Raw genomic sequence first — 16,180 nt, 5'->3', positions numbered from 1 at the left:
GGGCGGGTTTTACCCGAGATATTTGTCGGTAGCCAAAGATATCGATCTACCCGCCCCCTTCCAGGGATAAATCCACTCGGATCGATGTGTCGATCGACAGTCTCGCGATCACAGCATAGATCCCCAAGGGTCTTAATTTGAGAGTTACTAAGTGAAAAATCTCACTTTTTGGCGATCGGGCAACTTCCACTCCAACAAATTTCCGGCTCCCAAACCCCCCAGTCGCACTTTAAAGATGTTTCCTTGTGATAAGCCATCTGAAATGTAGTAGACTCTGCCTGACAGCCTAATTGCCCCGCACTATTATTTAAAATTGATTTCAGATGCCGTATCAGTATCTGTACCACGTAGTTGCTTTTCTGGTTTCTGCGATCGTCGTCCTCTACAGTACACCAATAGTCAAAAAAATTGGTCTCAAAAGCGGGCGAGTCGATCGGCCAGGCGAGCGAAAAGTCCATAAGCGCCCGATGGTGCGCTTGGGAGGAGTGTCCATCTTTATGGGCACTCTGACTGCTCTGTTATTTGTCTGGCTCTCAGGAGGCTTCATCGATGCTAGCGGACAAATTCTCGATCGCAAAGACGAATACGAAATCTGGGGAGTCACCCTCGGCGGCGTCGGATTCTTCCTCATCGGTTTAGCAGACGATTTATTTTCGCTCTCAGCCATCAAACGCTTGCTCATGCAAATTGGCGTATCCAGCATCGCTTGGTACGCGGGCGTACAAATTGAGTTTCTCACAGTTCCATCCTTGGGACTGACAGATCTTGGCTGGCTGAGCTTGCCAATTACCGTAATTTGGCTCGTCGGTATGGCCAACGCCATCAACTGGATTGACGGTTTGGACGGTTTAGCAGCCGGAGTTTCAGGCATTGCAGCAGTTGTGATGCTGATAGTCAGTCTGTCAATGCACCAACCCGCAGCAGCCCTAATTGCAGCGGCTTTAGCAGGCGGCACTTTGGGATTTCTGCGCTACAACTTCAATCCGGCTCAAATCTTTATGGGAGATGGCGGCGCTTATTTTATCGGTTTCACTCTCGCGGGAGTGGGAGTAATTGGGTTAGTTAAAACTACGGCTATTACCTCTGTGTTGCTGCCATATTTAATTTTAGCTGTACCGATTTTAGATATGTCAGCCGTGATTCTCGATCGACTCCGCAACGGCAAATCACCATTTATTGCTGACAAGCGCCACCTCCACCACCGACTTCTAGAAGCCGGACTATCCCATAAATTTGCGGTTTTATTTATTTACTCGCTGACACTGTGGGTAGGGAGTTTAGCCCTAGCTTTTTCGGTTCCAAGCGGCATCATTTACGCGATGGGTGCGACAAGTTTGCTGGGATACGCTAGCTGGAAAGTTTGGAGACACGCTCGATAGTCAGTTGACAGTTGACAGTGGACAGTTGACAGTTGACAGTTGACAGTTGATGGTTGATGGTTGACAGTTGACAGTTATCATTTACCACCAATTAGCAATTAGCAATTAGCAATTACCAATTACCAATTAGCAATTAGCAATTAACAATTAACAATTAGCAATTACCAATGCCCAATCCCTCCGCTTCGCTTCGCCCAATGCCCAATGCCCAATGCCCAATGCCCAATGCCCTATTACCAATAACTAATGGTTGCTGAAATTATTTGTGTTGGCACTGAATTGCTGTTAGGGGATATTCTCAATAGCAATTCCCAGTTTTTAGCCAAGGAGTTAGCGAGTTTGGGAATCCCTCACTATTATCAAACCGTGGTGGGGGACAATCCAGAACGCATCAAACAAGTATTGCAAATCGCTGTAGGTCGATCGCAACTTTTACTCTTCACAGGAGGTCTAGGCCCGACACCAGACGACCTCACAGTCGAAACAATCGCCGATTTTTTTGGCGTTCCCTTAATCGAAAAACCGGAAATTATCGCCGATATCGAACAAAAATTTGCCCTGCGCGGACGCACCATGAGTCCCAGCAACCGCAAACAAGCTTTACTTCCAGAAACGGCGGATATTCTGCCGAACCGCAGTGGTTCTGCACCGGGCATTATTTGGCAGCCAATTCCCAACGTGACAGTGATGACATTTCCCGGCGTACCGGCGGAAATGCACTTGATGTGGAGAGAAACCGCCGTTCCTTACCTGAAAAATGGCGGTTGGTGCAGCGCCACTATTTTCAGCCGCACGTTGAAATTTTGGGGAATTGCTGAGTCGGCGCTGGCGGAAAAAGTAGAATCTTTTCTGAATTTAACTAATCCTACTGTGGCTCCCTACGCCAATCACGGTCAAGTCAAATTGCGGATTTCTGCCCGCGCTGACTCGGAAGCGGCTGCGAAAAAGTTAATTGAGCCGATCGAGCAACAATTGCAGCAGATTACTGGCCTAGACTGTTACGGTGCCGACACCGATACCCTCGCTTCGACTGTCGGGCAATTGTTGCTGGATGCGGGGCAAACTCTTAGTGTGGCTGAATCCTGCACGGGAGGAGGGTTAGGGGCGATGCTGACGGCTGTTGCCGGCAGTTCGAGCTATTTTTGGGGCGGGATTATTTCTTATGACAATCGGGTTAAGGAATCATTATTAGGTGTTAATCCGCAAGATTTAGCCGAATTCGGCGCAGTCAGCGAGCAAGTAGCAAAACAAATGGCGGCAGGAGTGCGCGCGAGGCTCAATACCGATTGGGGATTGAGCATTACAGGCATCGCCGGGCCAGGAGGCGGTACAGACGCTAAACCTGTGGGACTGGTTTATGTCGGTTTAGCTGGCCCCGACGGCGTGACAGAAAGTTTTGAATACCGTTTCGGCGATGCGCGAGGCCGCGATTGGATTCGGCATCTCAGTAGCTGTACGGCGCTCGATCGACTCCGGCGTCAATTATTATTGGTAAAAGCGTAGAAAATATCCAAGGCCGTGTCAATTGTCAACTGTTAGCAGTAAGCTTAATCTTTATTTAACACTCTGCGAACCCAGATTGTTCCGTAATTTTCTGATAACCTCTTGATTATCTGTAAAGATTCGTTATGATAATAAGATAGAACTGATTGGCAAATATACTGAACTCTCTCCTTTGCTCAAAACAACCAGCAAGCGAGACAGCAAGTTTGACCTTTGATTTCAAAGTCGTGCTTGCTTATGTTTCAGAAATTTAGCCGTCGGTTTAGCAGTCTAGACTATAAAAAAAGGAGCTATCCGTTCAATGGAAAACATTGAAAAGGTGCTGGAACAAATTGAAAAATGGGTTCGCAAGTTGATAGAAGGACTTCTGAGTCCCGAAGCTCAACCGGAACTGCAACCGATTCCTATTCCAGTTAACCAACCTAGGCATCGCCGATAGTTGAGACTGGGTTTGAGATTTGATGTTGGCGATCGAATTCAAGTCAAAACTCAAAGTTTTGTGGCGCTGGAATTTAAAAAATTGTTAAATATCCTGGTACTTCATGGCCCTAATCTGAATCTATTGGGTCAGCGAGAACCTGGAGTATATGGTTCTGCGACTTTAAAGGATATCAACGAGTTGCTAGAACGAGAAGCGCAAGCTCTCCAGGTGCAAGTCTCTATTCAGCAGTCGAATCACGAAGGGGTTTTGGTGGATGCTATTCATTCGATGTTGGGGCAGCACCAAGGTTTATTGATTAATGCTGGAGCTTATACTCATACGAGTGTGGCAATTAGAGACGCGATCGCCGCTGTGAATATTCCTGCGGTGGAAGTTCATCTGAGCAATATTTATCGGCGGGAAGCTTTTCGACAGCACTCGTATATCGCACCAGTGGCGATCGGGCAAATCAGCGGTTTTGGCTCGGAGAGTTATCGGCTGGGGCTGCAAGCTCTCGTTAGTCACTTGATGAAAAATTAAAAATTTACCGATTCTAGCGATCGGATGAGGGCCGGTTTTAGATGGAAAACCAGCCCTTATATGTTTGGGTTTAATTCAAATTCATCACAAGAATTGGTAATGGGTAATTGGTAATGGGTAATGGGTAATTGGTAATTGGTAATTGGTAATGGGTAATTGGTAAGCTGTTGCGCATTTTAATTGCATATTCTGCGCGATGCTCGGAGCAAATGCCCACAAGAGTTTGATTGATTATTGACACACAATTTAAATGCAACAACAGCTTAATGGGTAATAACACAGCAAAAAAATGACCAATGACTAATGACCAATGACTAATGACCAATGACTAATGACCAATGACTAATGACTAATGACTAATGACTAATGACTAACAACTTAAGTTAAATTCAAATGCGGCATTCCCTGTTGAGCAAGTTTCAAGGAACCATCCTGGGGGCAGTTTTAGGAGACTCTATAGGCCTGCAATACCAGAGGGAACTGGCGGGTATCCCTCGCCGAACAGAAGACTTGCAGCCGATTTTACAACTGACGAAACACCAACAATTGACCCTGAGTGGGGCAAAATTGGCGTTGAATTCTGCCAGCAGCAAAATCCTAACTAGCAAACACTCCAAATGCGGGAGACTTGCAGTGGCGTCCGCTCAAAGTTTAATTCGGTGTAACGGTTTAGATTTCAAAGATTGGGGCGATACTTGGGAAGTATTCGCCAAGTCGGAAATCTACCATTCGCAAAACACAGAGTTTCAAAGCCTGCTTAACCCTTGTGAAGTTGCGGTTGCTGCGCTGCCGTGCGCGATGTTTTTTCACGAAAATAAGGCTAAGCTGCGAGAAAAAATCATGCTGGCGACAGATGTTTTGCCCAACGAAAATAAGGCAGAATTGCAAACAGCCGTTTTAGCTATCGGATATGCGATCGCCCGATCGCTCAAACAAAGACTTGACCCCGCAACAGCGATCGAACAAACAATTGCCTACCTGAAAACAGATAATGCCTTAACAGAACTGCTGCTGCAAGTGCAAATACTACTAGAAAAAGGAGCCGATTTAGAAACAGCCGCCACTCATCTGTGCAAAAGCGCGACAGCTTTGCGAGAAAGACAGGGCGAAGGTGAAAAAAAATTACAAACCGAGTCAATTGTCAACCCAGAAAATTTGATTCCCATTGCCTTAGCTTTCTACTGCTTTTTGAACACCCCAGAAGACTTGCGCTTGTCAGTGGTGCGTGCTGCCCGCTGTGGCATAACTGGACAAATAACCTGCGCTTTGACGGGAGCTTTGTCTGGAGCCTATAACGGCGTTGCGGGGATTCCTGTAGAATGGCGACAGGTATCTTTGGCTGAGGTTAAATCCCAGCAGCTAGCCGAGGGCCGAGAACCCTCGCTCTGGGGAACTGGCAGCGATGCAAAAATTGTAGAGTTAGCAAATAACCTGTTTGCTGTTTGGGCGGGAGTTTACAAGCCCGATACCGGACTGGATTCCGCAGCGCTAGCCCGATCGGTGGCTGCACCTTATGTCATTAGACCTCGTAAAATATAAAGTTTGGAGCTTTTAACGGTAAGGGGAAACCAGAAATTAGCAAGTAGCCATTAACAAGTCAAAAGCGAAAGTGGAAGGAGAGCGACAATTAAAAATTAAAAAGTGAAAAATTAAATGTGAAAAATTAAATCGGACGCGCCTGCCCCAACAAGCCAGGTTTAAACGAGAATATGGGGTTGGGAAACGAAAAATCTACGGATAAACAAGGTTTTTAGCGATCGCGCGCGAGTTCTGTTCAAGATAGACAAGGTTGAATATTCAGCCAGGTTAGTTCGGATAAAATCAATCAAGATGCATAGTCAGAAATTCTGACAAAGCTGCTGGATAACAGTGATATATCTTCGACACAAATGAATACGCTCTCCTCATTGATGCGGCAGATTGAGCAGCTAGGGGCTGCGCGCTCACTGCGCCAACACATTGCTAAAGTGCAAAATGGCAGCAGCAAAGCAGATACCGATCGCGCTGGCGGGCCTCTCCTGAGCCGTTTGTCGCGCCCGAAATGGATTCTTCCCGAGGCTTTTACTACTAAATTTACAAGTAAAACCTCCAAATCAAGCCTCAAAAATCAAGCTCGTTCCCCTATGTTGGCGCTGGTGGCGGTAGTTTCCCTCAGCAGCACTTTGGGGCACCGCTTCTACAACCAGCCGAAACTGGATGTGGGGACGAAAGCTCCTCAGACGATTAAGGCTCCTGATACTGCTAGCGTCCCGGATTACAAAACTACTGAAGAACAGCGGAAAGCAGCGCGGATCGGGGCTGTAGCGATATTAATGCTAGATCCTGCGGTCAATCGACAAATTTATCAAGAATTGCAACAATTTTTGCAGCAGGGGAGCGATCTACGGGAGGCGGTAGGGCCGTTTCCGTTTGCGAAATCCTCGGCGCTCTCACTTGCTGCACAGGTTTACTTGCGAGGCTGTCCCGAGTGGGAGTGGCGATCTATTTTGGCGCAAGCTAAGGAAAAAAGTCAAACTTCCGATCGCTTGAGTTTGGATTCTCCCGCAGTTGCTGGGCCGACGGAGAACAAGTCTCAGCAGGATGCTATCGCTCAATTGCAAGCTTACAGCCGATCGGTCCGGGCGGAAGAGTTTCAAAGCCTGACAGACAGTATTTCCTCTGCTCGCCGCAGCTATCTCAATGCTGTGGAGGCGCTGGAAAAACCGTTGGTTTCCGGGTTCCCCCAGATTTACGATACTTCGGTGTTTGATTTGTCGGATGCAGCTTGGCAGAAAACCCAAACAGGCATGAATCGCGCGGCAAAAAGGATGGTGGCTCAAGGTATCCTGCAGGGATTGCCAAAAGAGATTTTGAAAGAAGCTGTGAAGCTGCAAGTGGCTGATGAAGTGCCGTTAGAGTCCCAAGCTTTGGCGGTGGAGGGTTTAACAGCGATTTTGCAGCCAAATCTGGTGAGAGATCGCGAGGAAACCAAACAGCTAGCTGAATTAGCTGCGCAAAAGGTGCAACCGGTGATGATCGCAGTACAGCAGGGCGAGGTAATTGTTGCACAAGGAAAAGATATCTCGCAGCAAGATTTCGTGTTGCTGGACTATTTTGGTTTGAGCCGGCGGGGGGTGAATTGGTTGGGGCTGGCGGGGTTTGTTTGTTTAGTCGCAGGGGCAATTGCGATCGTACTGTTGGTGGAAAGGCACTACCGCTTGCGCCGCAGAGATCATTTGCTATTGCTGCTGCTGACTTTGAGCGCGCCGGTGCTGGTGAGTTTGGGGCTGCCTTGGACGAGTTTGCCCGCGATCGGCATTTTAGCAGGCGGCTTCTACGGTTCGGCGGTGGGAGTGACTGTGGTGGGGCTGCTGTCGGCACTGCTACCCATTGGCTTGGGTGTAGAGTTGATTCATTTGGTAGCTAGCGCGGCGGGGGGATTGCTGGGCGCTTTTATGGCCGGAAGGTTGCGATCGCGCGAGGAGTTGGCTCTGTTGGGCGTGGCTGTCGGCTTGACTCAGGGCAGCGTCTATCTGGTGGGGACTTTGATTGCCAGCGCGGCTGCGGGTGCGATTTGGTACGTCGTGCTCGGTACGGTGGGCGCGCAAAGTTTGGCCGGCTTGGCTTGGAGTGTTGTGGCGATCGGCATCAGCCCTTATTTGGAACACGTTTTTGACTTGATTACGCCGATCCGGCTGGCGGAACTTGCCAATCCCAACCGCCCGCTGTTGAAGAAATTGGCTGCCGAGACTCCGGGGACTTTTCAGCACACGCTGTTTGTGGCAAGTTTGGCGGAGGCTGCGGCCCGGGAACTCGGCTGCAATGTTGAGCTGGTCAGAGCTGGGACATTATACCACGATATTGGAAAAATGCACGACCCGCTCGGATTTTGTGAAAATCAAATGGGCGGGGGTAACAAACACGATGAAATTAATGACCCTTGGGCGAGCGCTGAGATTATTAAAAAGCACGTTAGCGAGGGCTTGGTGATGGCGCGGAAGCATCGATTGCCGAAGGCAATTCAGGCGTTTATTCCTGAACATCAAGGCACAATGTTAATTGCTTATTTTTACCACCAAGCGCAGCAAATTGCTGCAAAAGAAGCAGAAGATTTAAAGATTGCTTTGCCAGATGCGGGTAATTTAAAGTCAACAATCGAAAGTCGGGAAGTGAGGGAGGAAGATTTTCGCTATGACGGGCCGATTCCGCAGTCGCGGGAAACGGGGATTCTGATGTTGGCGGATTCTTGTGAGGCTGCTTTGCGATCGCTCAAGGATGCTACTCACGAGGAAGCTTTGAATATGGTTAATAAGATTTTGCGAGCTCGTTGGCAGGATAATCAGTTGATTGATTCGGGTTTAACGCGGGAGGATATGTCTCTAATTGCAGAGATTTTTGTGCGGGTTTGGGAACAGTTCAATCACAAGCGGATTGCTTATCCTAGTGCGGTTTTTACTCCGAGGTAGAGATAAGTTGCTAGTTAAAATTTGGGACTTATATTCAAATGGGGTATTTTACCACATGAGATAATTCCTAGAGTTAAAGAGTTAAAGATTTTATTGAGAGGCAATCGCTTTTAAGATGTACCACGCAGGGCACCGTGAACTTGAGGATTGCCACTCAAAATCACGACAGTTTGCTTGATTCCGTCGATTAACCAATGTCCGTCTGTTTGAATCAAGGAATGAAAATAGTTTCCTGCTGTATCCAGTCGATTCTCTCCCAATTTGCGAGTGGGGTCAAGTCGATAAATTTGGTATGCCGATTGGCATTTGGCGGTATCGTTGTTAAGAGTTACTTCTTGATTCGTGCTGACGTGCAGCGTTTGCAAACCGGCAAGTCCCTCTACCCGCTGTTTTATGTATGCTTCTGCGGTTACTCGTCTGGGAGTTTCACTCCTGAAGTCTGAATAGTCGATATCTATTTCGTCGGCTAGGTGCGATCGCAATTTGTCCCAGTCCTTGGCGTCGATCGCATTTGCGAATGCTACGATCGCATCTATGACAGCAGCGCGGTTAACAATCCAGCGGATTTCTGGGAGTTCGTACATGGCAAATAACCTTGGCTACTTTAGGTAAGTGTTGAGTTTAAGAGTTTTAAAACCGCAGATGTAGGCGCTTCGCCTTCCCGAAGGGTACGCGGATAAACGCAGATGAATTTTGGGTTTATCCTGATGTTAGATTGATTTTATCCTTTCACTCCGGCGGCCGCTTCTGTGGGCACAATGTATTTTTGCAAGAGCAAAAACAGTCCTAAAACAGGAATGATCGAAATAATCGAACCCGCGGCCACCAAACGCCAATCCAAAGAAAATGTCCCGGCTAAATTCGCGACACCTAACGGTAATGTGTAATATTCCGGCCTGTCTAAAACTAGAAGCGGCCACAAAAAGTCACTCCAAGAACCGATAAATACGAAAATTCCTAAAGTCACTAAAGCTGGCTTAATTGCCGGAATCATGACGTGCCACCAAATGCCTAATTCTGTGCAGCCATCAATGCGGGCGGCTTCTTCTAGTTCTTTGGGAACTGCTAGGAATGCTTGCCGCAATAAAAATATGCCGAAGGCTGAGGCTAGTCCGGGAAATATTACGCCTAAATAGCTATTTTTTAATCCTAGTTGTACTGTCAATATGTACAGCGGAATCATGACTATTTGGAAGGGAATCATGATTGTGGAAACGATCGTAATTAAGATGGCTTCGCGACCGCGAAAGTTGAGTCTGGCTAAGGGGTATGCGGCGAGGGCGCAAAATAAAACGTTGATGCTGACTGTGAGGCCTGCAATCAGGCTGCTGTTGAACAGGTAGCGGCCGAAGGGGTTGGTTTGCCAGACTTTAATGAAGTTTTCGAGGGTTGGCTGTTGCGGCCACAGTTGCGGGGGATATTGGAAGATGTTTTCGCTGGGGGATTTCAGGGATGTGCTGAGCAGCCACAGCAAGGGGAAGAGCATTAAAAGTGCGATCGCCCCCATGATACTGTATGTCCACAGCGTGCTCCACCGCGAGGGACGGCTGTTTAGGGAATTTGATTTTTTAGTTTTGAGATTGTTCATAGTTGGGATATGATAATAAGTCCTTGCTTCGTGAGAAGCCTTGTTTGTCCATAAGGGATTATTGCCATGAAACCGTTTATTTACGAAACAATGTACATTCTGCGCCCAGATTTGGGTGAAGAAATGACTGACCAGGCGATCGCGAAATATCAAACCATTTTGCGCGATCAAGGTGCTGAAAATATCGAAACTCAGCACCGCGGCAAGCGTCGCTTGGCTTACGAAATCGGCAAGCACCGCGACGGAGTATACGTTCAAATGAACTATACAGCTCCGGGCGCTGCAATTTTTCCTATGGAACGCGCGATGCGTCTGAGCGAAGAAGTGATTCGCTATTTGACGATCAAGCAAGATGTCCCAGATGCACCTGAAGCTGAAGCTGAAGCTGAAGTCGCTGCTTAGAAATCTTGTTAACTTAACGTCTTAGTAGTACGGATCTACTGTTTGATAGTTAGGCCTAGATCCCCCCTAGTCCCCCTTAGGAAGGGGGGGACAAGAGAATTGTCAAAGTCCCCTTAAGAAAGGGGAAAGACAAGGGAGTTGTCAAAGTCTCCCTTAAGAAGAAGGACAGGATTCATCTCAAAGTCCCCCTTCTTAAGGGGGATTTAGGGGGATCTGGCCTCGGATCAAAACGCGATTTATCAAGATTTTCAGGCAAAAACGTTAATCCGAGTTCAAAAACTCCAAATAATTATTAGTTAATTCTTTGACTGCTAATTCGTGAAATTGCTGGCCGTGTTCGGGAGTTGCTAAGGCTGGATTTGAACCCATTCTCCCGTCGGGAAATCGGCGGCGGAAGTCTGTAGCACTATAAATTTTGTGCCCGGATGCAACTTCTTCCGAAAGCGGTGCTTGCTTGATTGCTTCTGGATAAAGGTACTGAGTTAAGGCGATTTCGCTGGGGGTGGCGTGGGAACCTTCTTGGTTTCCGTACAATTCTTTGGCTAGTTTGTAGACTGAACCGCACATGAACCAGTTGCCAATTTGACACTGGATGCGATCGGCATTTGGTAAATTCAAGTCCGACAAATGCGCGTAAGTCTCGGAAAATGCTGCTTTCATCGTGGCAATGTTGCCACCGTGACCGTTGATGAAAAAATATTTCTCAAATCCGGCTTTTGCCAAAGATGTGATATAATCCCTAATTACTAATATCAGCGTCTGCGGTCGGAGGCTGATGCTACCGGGAAAGCTCGTGTGATGCAGGGCCATGCCTACATTAATTGTCGGGCCGACTAAGGCATTCGCTGCTGCGCCGACACTCTGGGCGATCGCACCAGCAGCAATCGCGTCAGTTCCGATTAAGCCGGTGGGCCCGTGTTGTTCGGTGGAGCCGATCGGGATAATTATGCCTCGCGAGCTCTCTAAATAAGCTTCTACTTCGGGCCAGGTAGTTAAATGCAGCAACATTATAGGCAGTCTACAGAATTTTTACTTACTATTGTCGATCGTAGCGGGCCTGAGTCAGTTGTAGCGCGATCGGCGATCGCGTTCAACCCAAGACGCACGATTCCTCAAAAACTCGATTGATGCCCAGATTTATCCTGACTTTTCCCCAATATTTTTAGAGCAATCAGGTTTCCGAGCATAAATGCGATCGAGATTGTATCTTCAACTAAAAATGTAGGGTTCGGTTGAAATTTAAGAACAACATTACTCAGCTTTAATAAATTAACCGTTTATTTACTAAAACTTTACCTTTTGATAACCTTTTGCCTGTACGATAAACCCATCTCCCAGTAAATTGGGTGTAACCTGGTCAATTTAAAGTGGGCAATGTTTTACAAAGTAATACCGACCCCTAACAATGACCAGGCTTCTAACGCCTGGACTGAGGAAGACAGCGCAGCTATCGCAACTGCTCAACGACTATATTTCTTGCACGAACAAGTAAAAACAGTCGAGCGTATGTCTGTCGGATGGACTGGCGAAAGATGATAAGTGATTGAATAGTCGATCGTTAATACAAAGCGATCGCAGCGCGAGAGTGCCTCAGCTACTGAAGAACGCACCTCCGGCTAGCCACATACAAACACAACTCCCACTGATATTTATGTCTTCTGCTGAATTAAGCGAATGTCCTTCAAGGTTGGCTGTTGGACAAGCCGGCCGTATCCTGTTATTGGAAGGTGAAGACCTGTTGCGGGAAATGCTAGCTTTAGCCCTGAAAGAACAGGGCTATGAGGTGGTGGTTACTAGCGACGGGCGCAACGCTCTGCCTTCTGTGCAGACTTCCTCGTCATACCACGGTGAATTTGCCTTTAACCTATTAATTATGGATTCAATTAATGGTTTGGATCTGTGTCGAATGTTACGGCATCAAGGAAATCCCGTACCTATTTTGATTATCGGTGCTAGAGGAAGTGCCAACAATTGCGCTTTTTATTTAGAAGCCGGATCAGATGATTATCTCACCAAGCCTTTTGGAATGCGGGAATTTATCGCTCGTTGTCGAGCGCTGATGCGTCGCCAACGCCTCGGTCAGTTGTCGCAGCCGGTGATGCTGCAATATAAGAGCATAACTCTGTATCCCGAAGAATGCCGCGTATTGGTTCGCGGCATTGAAGTAAAATTTTCTCCTAAACAGTTTCGCTTACTAGAACTATTTATGAGTAATCCCCGGCGAGTGTGGTCTCGCGATCGGTTGCTGGAAAAAATTTGGGGTCAAGATTTTATCGGAGATAGCAAAACAGTTGATGTTCACATCCGCTGGCTGCGCGAAAAGTTGGAAATAGATCCTAGTCAACCGGACTACATCATTACAGTACGGGGATTCGGCTATCGATTTGGTTGATTGTTTAAATTAGTTGTAGGGCTCCAAGTTGCAGTCAAATATAACGTAGGGACACAACATTTTTGTGTCCTTATTTGTATGTGTAGGGTAATTATCGTAGTGCATATTTTCCGTGTGATCGACCACCAGTGAGCCGAATATATATAGCCTTTCTCAGAAAAATGAGGTACGCGAACGGCATAGGGCATAGGGCATAGGGCATAGGGCATAGGGCATAGGGCATGAGGCTCTCCTCACTTTTTTGAGAATCGCTATACTTAAGTCCAGCGAGTTGTGTTACAAAAGGTGAGAGATTCGGGTTTGAGTGCGATCGGGAGATTTGACCTCCCAGGAAAAAAAGAACAGAGATTGCTCGCCACAAAATTTGGCGTTGTTGATTTACGGGATGAAAGGCTAAATCTGCAATTCATAAAAATTAGTACATACAAACCTTCTGGATTTTCTTTCTTATTTGTTTCTCGCCCGCGATCGAATTAGCGCCGAGGGCGAAGCTTGCACACCACGCACTCTGAGTTAAAAAGTGCAACAAATGCCTTAGCGATCGCGAAATTACCTCTATTTTGCTGTACAATCAAAAGCAGGCGTTTTGATTTTATTAATTCGATCGTAAAAATATTGTAGAGTTCTGCCGCCTGCTAGCAGTTCACAGGTAGCATCTAAAAAATCAGCAGACTTTGACAACAGTCCATAACAGAGATAAAACTTACGATCGTCAATCCGGTTTCTACGCAAAACAAGCACCAACGTTGTGAACCCAACCCAATCTACTGGCCCCAAAGCCACAAAAACTGCTCGCTCCCGAACCTTGCGAACAGTTCTGATAGTTCCCTTCGTCTTGCAACTCTTCGCTGCGGTGGGACTGGTAGGATATCTCTCGTTTAAAAATGGACAGAAGGCAGTCAACGAAATTGCCGATCGACTAATGGCAGAAGTAGGCAGCCGCGTCCAACAAAATCTTGGTACTTACCTGACTGTACCCCATCAGGTCAACCAGATCAATGCTGCGGCGATCGAACTCGGCACCCTGAACCTGGAAGATTTACCTATTTTACAACGTCATTTTTGGCGGCAGCTTCAGATATTTGACACGCTCACTTTTACGGGTTTAGGGTTAGAACAAAAAGACAACTTGGGGGCAGAAAGGCTCGACAATGGCTCGCTGACTTTGAGAATATCGACAGCAGCAAGTAACTATGATTTCCGCACATATACTACCAATGAATCCGGTGAAATCGCCCAATTTTTAAACAACAAAACTAATTTCGACCCGCGCACTCGCCCGTGGTACAAAGCTGCGGTAGCTGCTGGCAAACCCACCTGGAGTCAGATTTATCCCAATACGGCCGGCATTACTGCTTATCTTGGCGCATCTATGCCTTTCTACGACAAACAAGGCAAATTGCAAGGCGTACTATTAACTAATATTAATTTGTCCACCATTGGCAAGTTTTTGGAAAGCTTAAAAATCGGCAAAACCGGACAAGTTTTTATTATAGAGCGATCGGGAATGCTGGTCGCAACTTCGACAGGAGAAAAACCGTTTCATACCGTGAAAAAAGACTACGGCGCTGAACGAGTTAAAGCAATTGATAGTAACAATACTTTCACCAAAACCACTGCTCAATATTTAGCAACCAATTTTAACGAATTCCAATCTCTGAAAAGTTCGCAGTCACTAGAATTTGATGTTCAGGGTAATAAACAATTTTTACAAGTTCTACCTTGGCAAGATGACAAAGGATTGGATTGGTTGATTGTGGTGGTTGTTCCCGAAGCGGATTTCATGGCACAAATTAATGCCAACACTACCGCAACTATTTTGTTGTGTGCTGCTGCTTTGATCGTCGCTATAATTGTCGGCGTTGTTACGGCAAGGTGGGTAACAAAACCGATTTTATCTTTGAACGAGGCTGCCAAAAATATTGCTAAAGGTGAATGGGGCAAAAGTGTCACAATTAATCGCGATGATGAAGTCGGAGAACTTGCCAACTCATTTAATAGTATGGCGGCGCAACTGCAAGTATCTTTCACAGAAATGCAAGCTTTGAATGCCGAATTGTCTGAGAGTGAAAGTCGGCTCAACCAAATTTTAGAAGCCGTTCCGGTGGGGATATTTGTCGCCGAGTCTAGCGGCAAACTTTACTATGTTAATTCTCGCGCTCAGGATTTATTAGGGAAAGGTATAGTCGCTAATACTTCGGAGGAACTTCGCGAAATTTATAAAATTCATCTGACAGGTAGCAACGAAATTTATCCAGCCGAAAAAGATCCAATTATTAATGCTTTTAAAGGGGCTAGTGTTAATGTTGATGATATGGAAATTCGCCAGCCTGACAGGATTATTCCGATCGAGGTTTGGGGCACGCCCATCTATGATGATAAAGGAAAGGTGAGTTATGCGATCGCAGCTTTTGCCGATATCACTCAACGCAAACAAGCCGAAAAATTGGTAGCGGAATACAACCGCACTCTCGAAATCCAAGTCGCGGAAAGAACCCAAGAACTCAAAACAGCATTGGACAACCTGCAAACCACTCAGGAAGAGCTGATTCAATCGGAAAAAATGGCAGCTTTAGGTCAATTAGTCGCCGGAGTTGCTCACGAATTGAATACTCCGTTGGGTGCAATTCGATCGAGTGCGGGAAATATGATTAATTTTTTGGGTCAAACTATCACTAATTTGCCCTCACTGTTTCAGTCGCTTTCCCCCGCAGAATCTGAAAACTTTAGTCAATTAATGTATCGCTCGCTACAAAAAGATATGACTTTAACAGCTAGAGAAGAAAGGAAGTTAAAGCGGACTTTGATTCGTCAACTCGAAGGCGAAGACATTGACGAAGCAGATAATATCGCGGATACATTGGTGGATATGGGCATTTACGAGGCTGACGACTTTCTGTCTCTGCTGCAAAAGGTCGATCGCGATCGCATCTTAGAAATAGCTTACAAACTCTCAGAAATTCAGCGAGGAACCCAAATAATCAATACCGCAGCCGATCGCGCTTCTAAAGTCGTCTTTGCCCTGAAAACCTATGCCCGTTACGACTCATCAGAAACGATGGTTGAATCTAATATAACTCAAGGCATAGAAACCGTACTCACCCTGTATCAAAATAACTTCAAATACGGCGTAGAAGTTATCCGCAATTTCCAAACAATACCGCCCATAATGTGCTATGTAGACCAACTAAATCAAGTATGGACAAATCTGATTCACAACGCCCTGCAAGCGATGGACAATCAAGGCACATTAACTCTAGAAATCCTTCAGGAAGGCAACAATATCAAAGTCGGCGTTACGGATAGCGGTGCAGGAATTCCAACCGAAGTCATGCCCAAAATATTCGCTCCCTTCTTTACCACAAAACCCCCCGGAGAAGGCAGCGGTCTGGGTCTCGATATAGTCAGAAAAATAGTTGACAAACATCACGGTAAAATAGAAGTTGAATCCGTTCCCGGCAAAACTACTTTTACAGTTGTTCTACCTATAAATCGCCCCTAAATAATTAG

General features: G+C 46.5%; 13 protein-coding genes. 10 read left to right on the top strand and 3 right to left on the bottom strand.

Going from position 1 to position 16,180, the window contains the following annotated elements; translation table 11 throughout:
• Nucleotides 1–323: 323 nt before the first annotated feature.
• From QUB52_RS09815 to QUB52_RS09790, 6 genes are all read left to right on the top strand, one after another.
• Nucleotides 324–1,379: a glycosyltransferase family 4 protein gene (locus QUB52_RS09815; protein ID WP_265234440.1), complete on the top strand. Its 1,056-nt coding sequence runs from the start codon at nt 324–326 to the stop codon at nt 1,377–1,379.
• A gap of 246 nt (nt 1,380–1,625) precedes the next feature.
• Entirely contained in the window at nt 1,626–2,882 is a 1,257-nt protein-coding gene (locus QUB52_RS09810) for a competence/damage-inducible protein A (RefSeq protein WP_332973137.1), read from the top strand.
• Nucleotides 2,883–3,183: 301 nt separating this feature from the next.
• Nucleotides 3,184–3,321, top strand: a complete 138-nt coding sequence (locus QUB52_RS09805) for a hypothetical protein (protein WP_265234438.1) — start codon at nt 3,184–3,186, stop codon at nt 3,319–3,321.
• A gap of 81 nt (nt 3,322–3,402) precedes the next feature.
• Nucleotides 3,403–3,843, top strand: a complete 441-nt coding sequence (aroQ, locus tag QUB52_RS09800) for a type II 3-dehydroquinate dehydratase (RefSeq protein ID WP_332973147.1) — start codon at nt 3,403–3,405, stop codon at nt 3,841–3,843.
• A 393-nt stretch (nt 3,844–4,236) separates the two neighbouring features.
• Nucleotides 4,237–5,382, top strand: a complete 1,146-nt coding sequence (locus QUB52_RS09795) for an ADP-ribosylglycohydrolase family protein (protein ID WP_332967779.1) — start codon at nt 4,237–4,239, stop codon at nt 5,380–5,382.
• Between the two features lie 350 nt (nt 5,383–5,732).
• On the top strand, nt 5,733–8,288 hold the full coding sequence (locus tag QUB52_RS09790) for an HD family phosphohydrolase (RefSeq protein ID WP_332973136.1): 2,556 nt from the start codon (nt 5,733–5,735) through the stop codon (nt 8,286–8,288).
• A 110-nt stretch (nt 8,289–8,398) separates the two neighbouring features.
• Here the strand turns inward: QUB52_RS09790 and QUB52_RS09785 are convergent, their stop codons facing one another.
• Nucleotides 8,399–8,872: a nuclear transport factor 2 family protein gene (locus QUB52_RS09785; protein ID WP_265234434.1), complete on the bottom strand. Its 474-nt coding sequence runs from the start codon at nt 8,870–8,872 to the stop codon at nt 8,399–8,401.
• Nucleotides 8,873–9,009: 137 nt separating this feature from the next.
• The gene (locus tag QUB52_RS09780; RefSeq protein ID WP_265234433.1) at nt 9,010–9,876 is read right to left on the bottom strand and encodes a carbohydrate ABC transporter permease; all 867 of its coding nucleotides are present in this window, start codon (nt 9,874–9,876) and stop codon (nt 9,010–9,012) included.
• A gap of 66 nt (nt 9,877–9,942) precedes the next feature.
• Between QUB52_RS09780 and rpsF the strand changes: the two genes are divergently transcribed.
• The gene (gene rpsF, locus QUB52_RS09775; RefSeq protein ID WP_265234432.1) at nt 9,943–10,278 is read left to right on the top strand and encodes a 30S ribosomal protein S6; all 336 of its coding nucleotides are present in this window, start codon (nt 9,943–9,945) and stop codon (nt 10,276–10,278) included.
• Nucleotides 10,279–10,539: 261 nt separating this feature from the next.
• Here rpsF and QUB52_RS09770 read toward each other — a convergent pair whose 3' ends face one another.
• Entirely contained in the window at nt 10,540–11,286 is a 747-nt protein-coding gene (locus tag QUB52_RS09770; protein ID WP_265234430.1) for a creatininase family protein, read from the bottom strand.
• Here QUB52_RS09770 and QUB52_RS09765 point away from each other — a divergent pair.
• The 3 genes from QUB52_RS09765 (at nt 11,275) to QUB52_RS09755 (ending at nt 16,172) form a co-directional block, all read left to right on the top strand.
• Complete coding sequence (locus tag QUB52_RS09765) at nt 11,275–11,406, top strand: hypothetical protein (RefSeq protein ID WP_265234429.1); 132 nt, start codon at nt 11,275–11,277, stop codon at nt 11,404–11,406. The genes QUB52_RS09770 and QUB52_RS09765 overlap by 12 nt on opposite strands.
• Nucleotides 11,407–11,929: 523 nt before the next feature.
• On the top strand, nt 11,930–12,670 hold the full coding sequence (locus tag QUB52_RS09760) for a winged helix-turn-helix domain-containing protein (protein ID WP_265234428.1): 741 nt from the start codon (nt 11,930–11,932) through the stop codon (nt 12,668–12,670).
• Between the two features lie 748 nt (nt 12,671–13,418).
• Entirely contained in the window at nt 13,419–16,172 is a 2,754-nt protein-coding gene (locus QUB52_RS09755) for an ATP-binding protein (RefSeq protein ID WP_332973135.1), read from the top strand.
• Nucleotides 16,173–16,180: the final 8 nt, after the last annotated feature.

The organism is Microcoleus sp. A6-C6, from assembly GCF_036705955.1.
Lineage (GTDB): Bacteria > Cyanobacteriota > Cyanobacteriia > Cyanobacteriales > Microcoleaceae > Microcoleus.
Note: the sequence above shows the minus strand (reverse complement) of the source record. Positions and strands in the feature narration are given on the sequence as shown.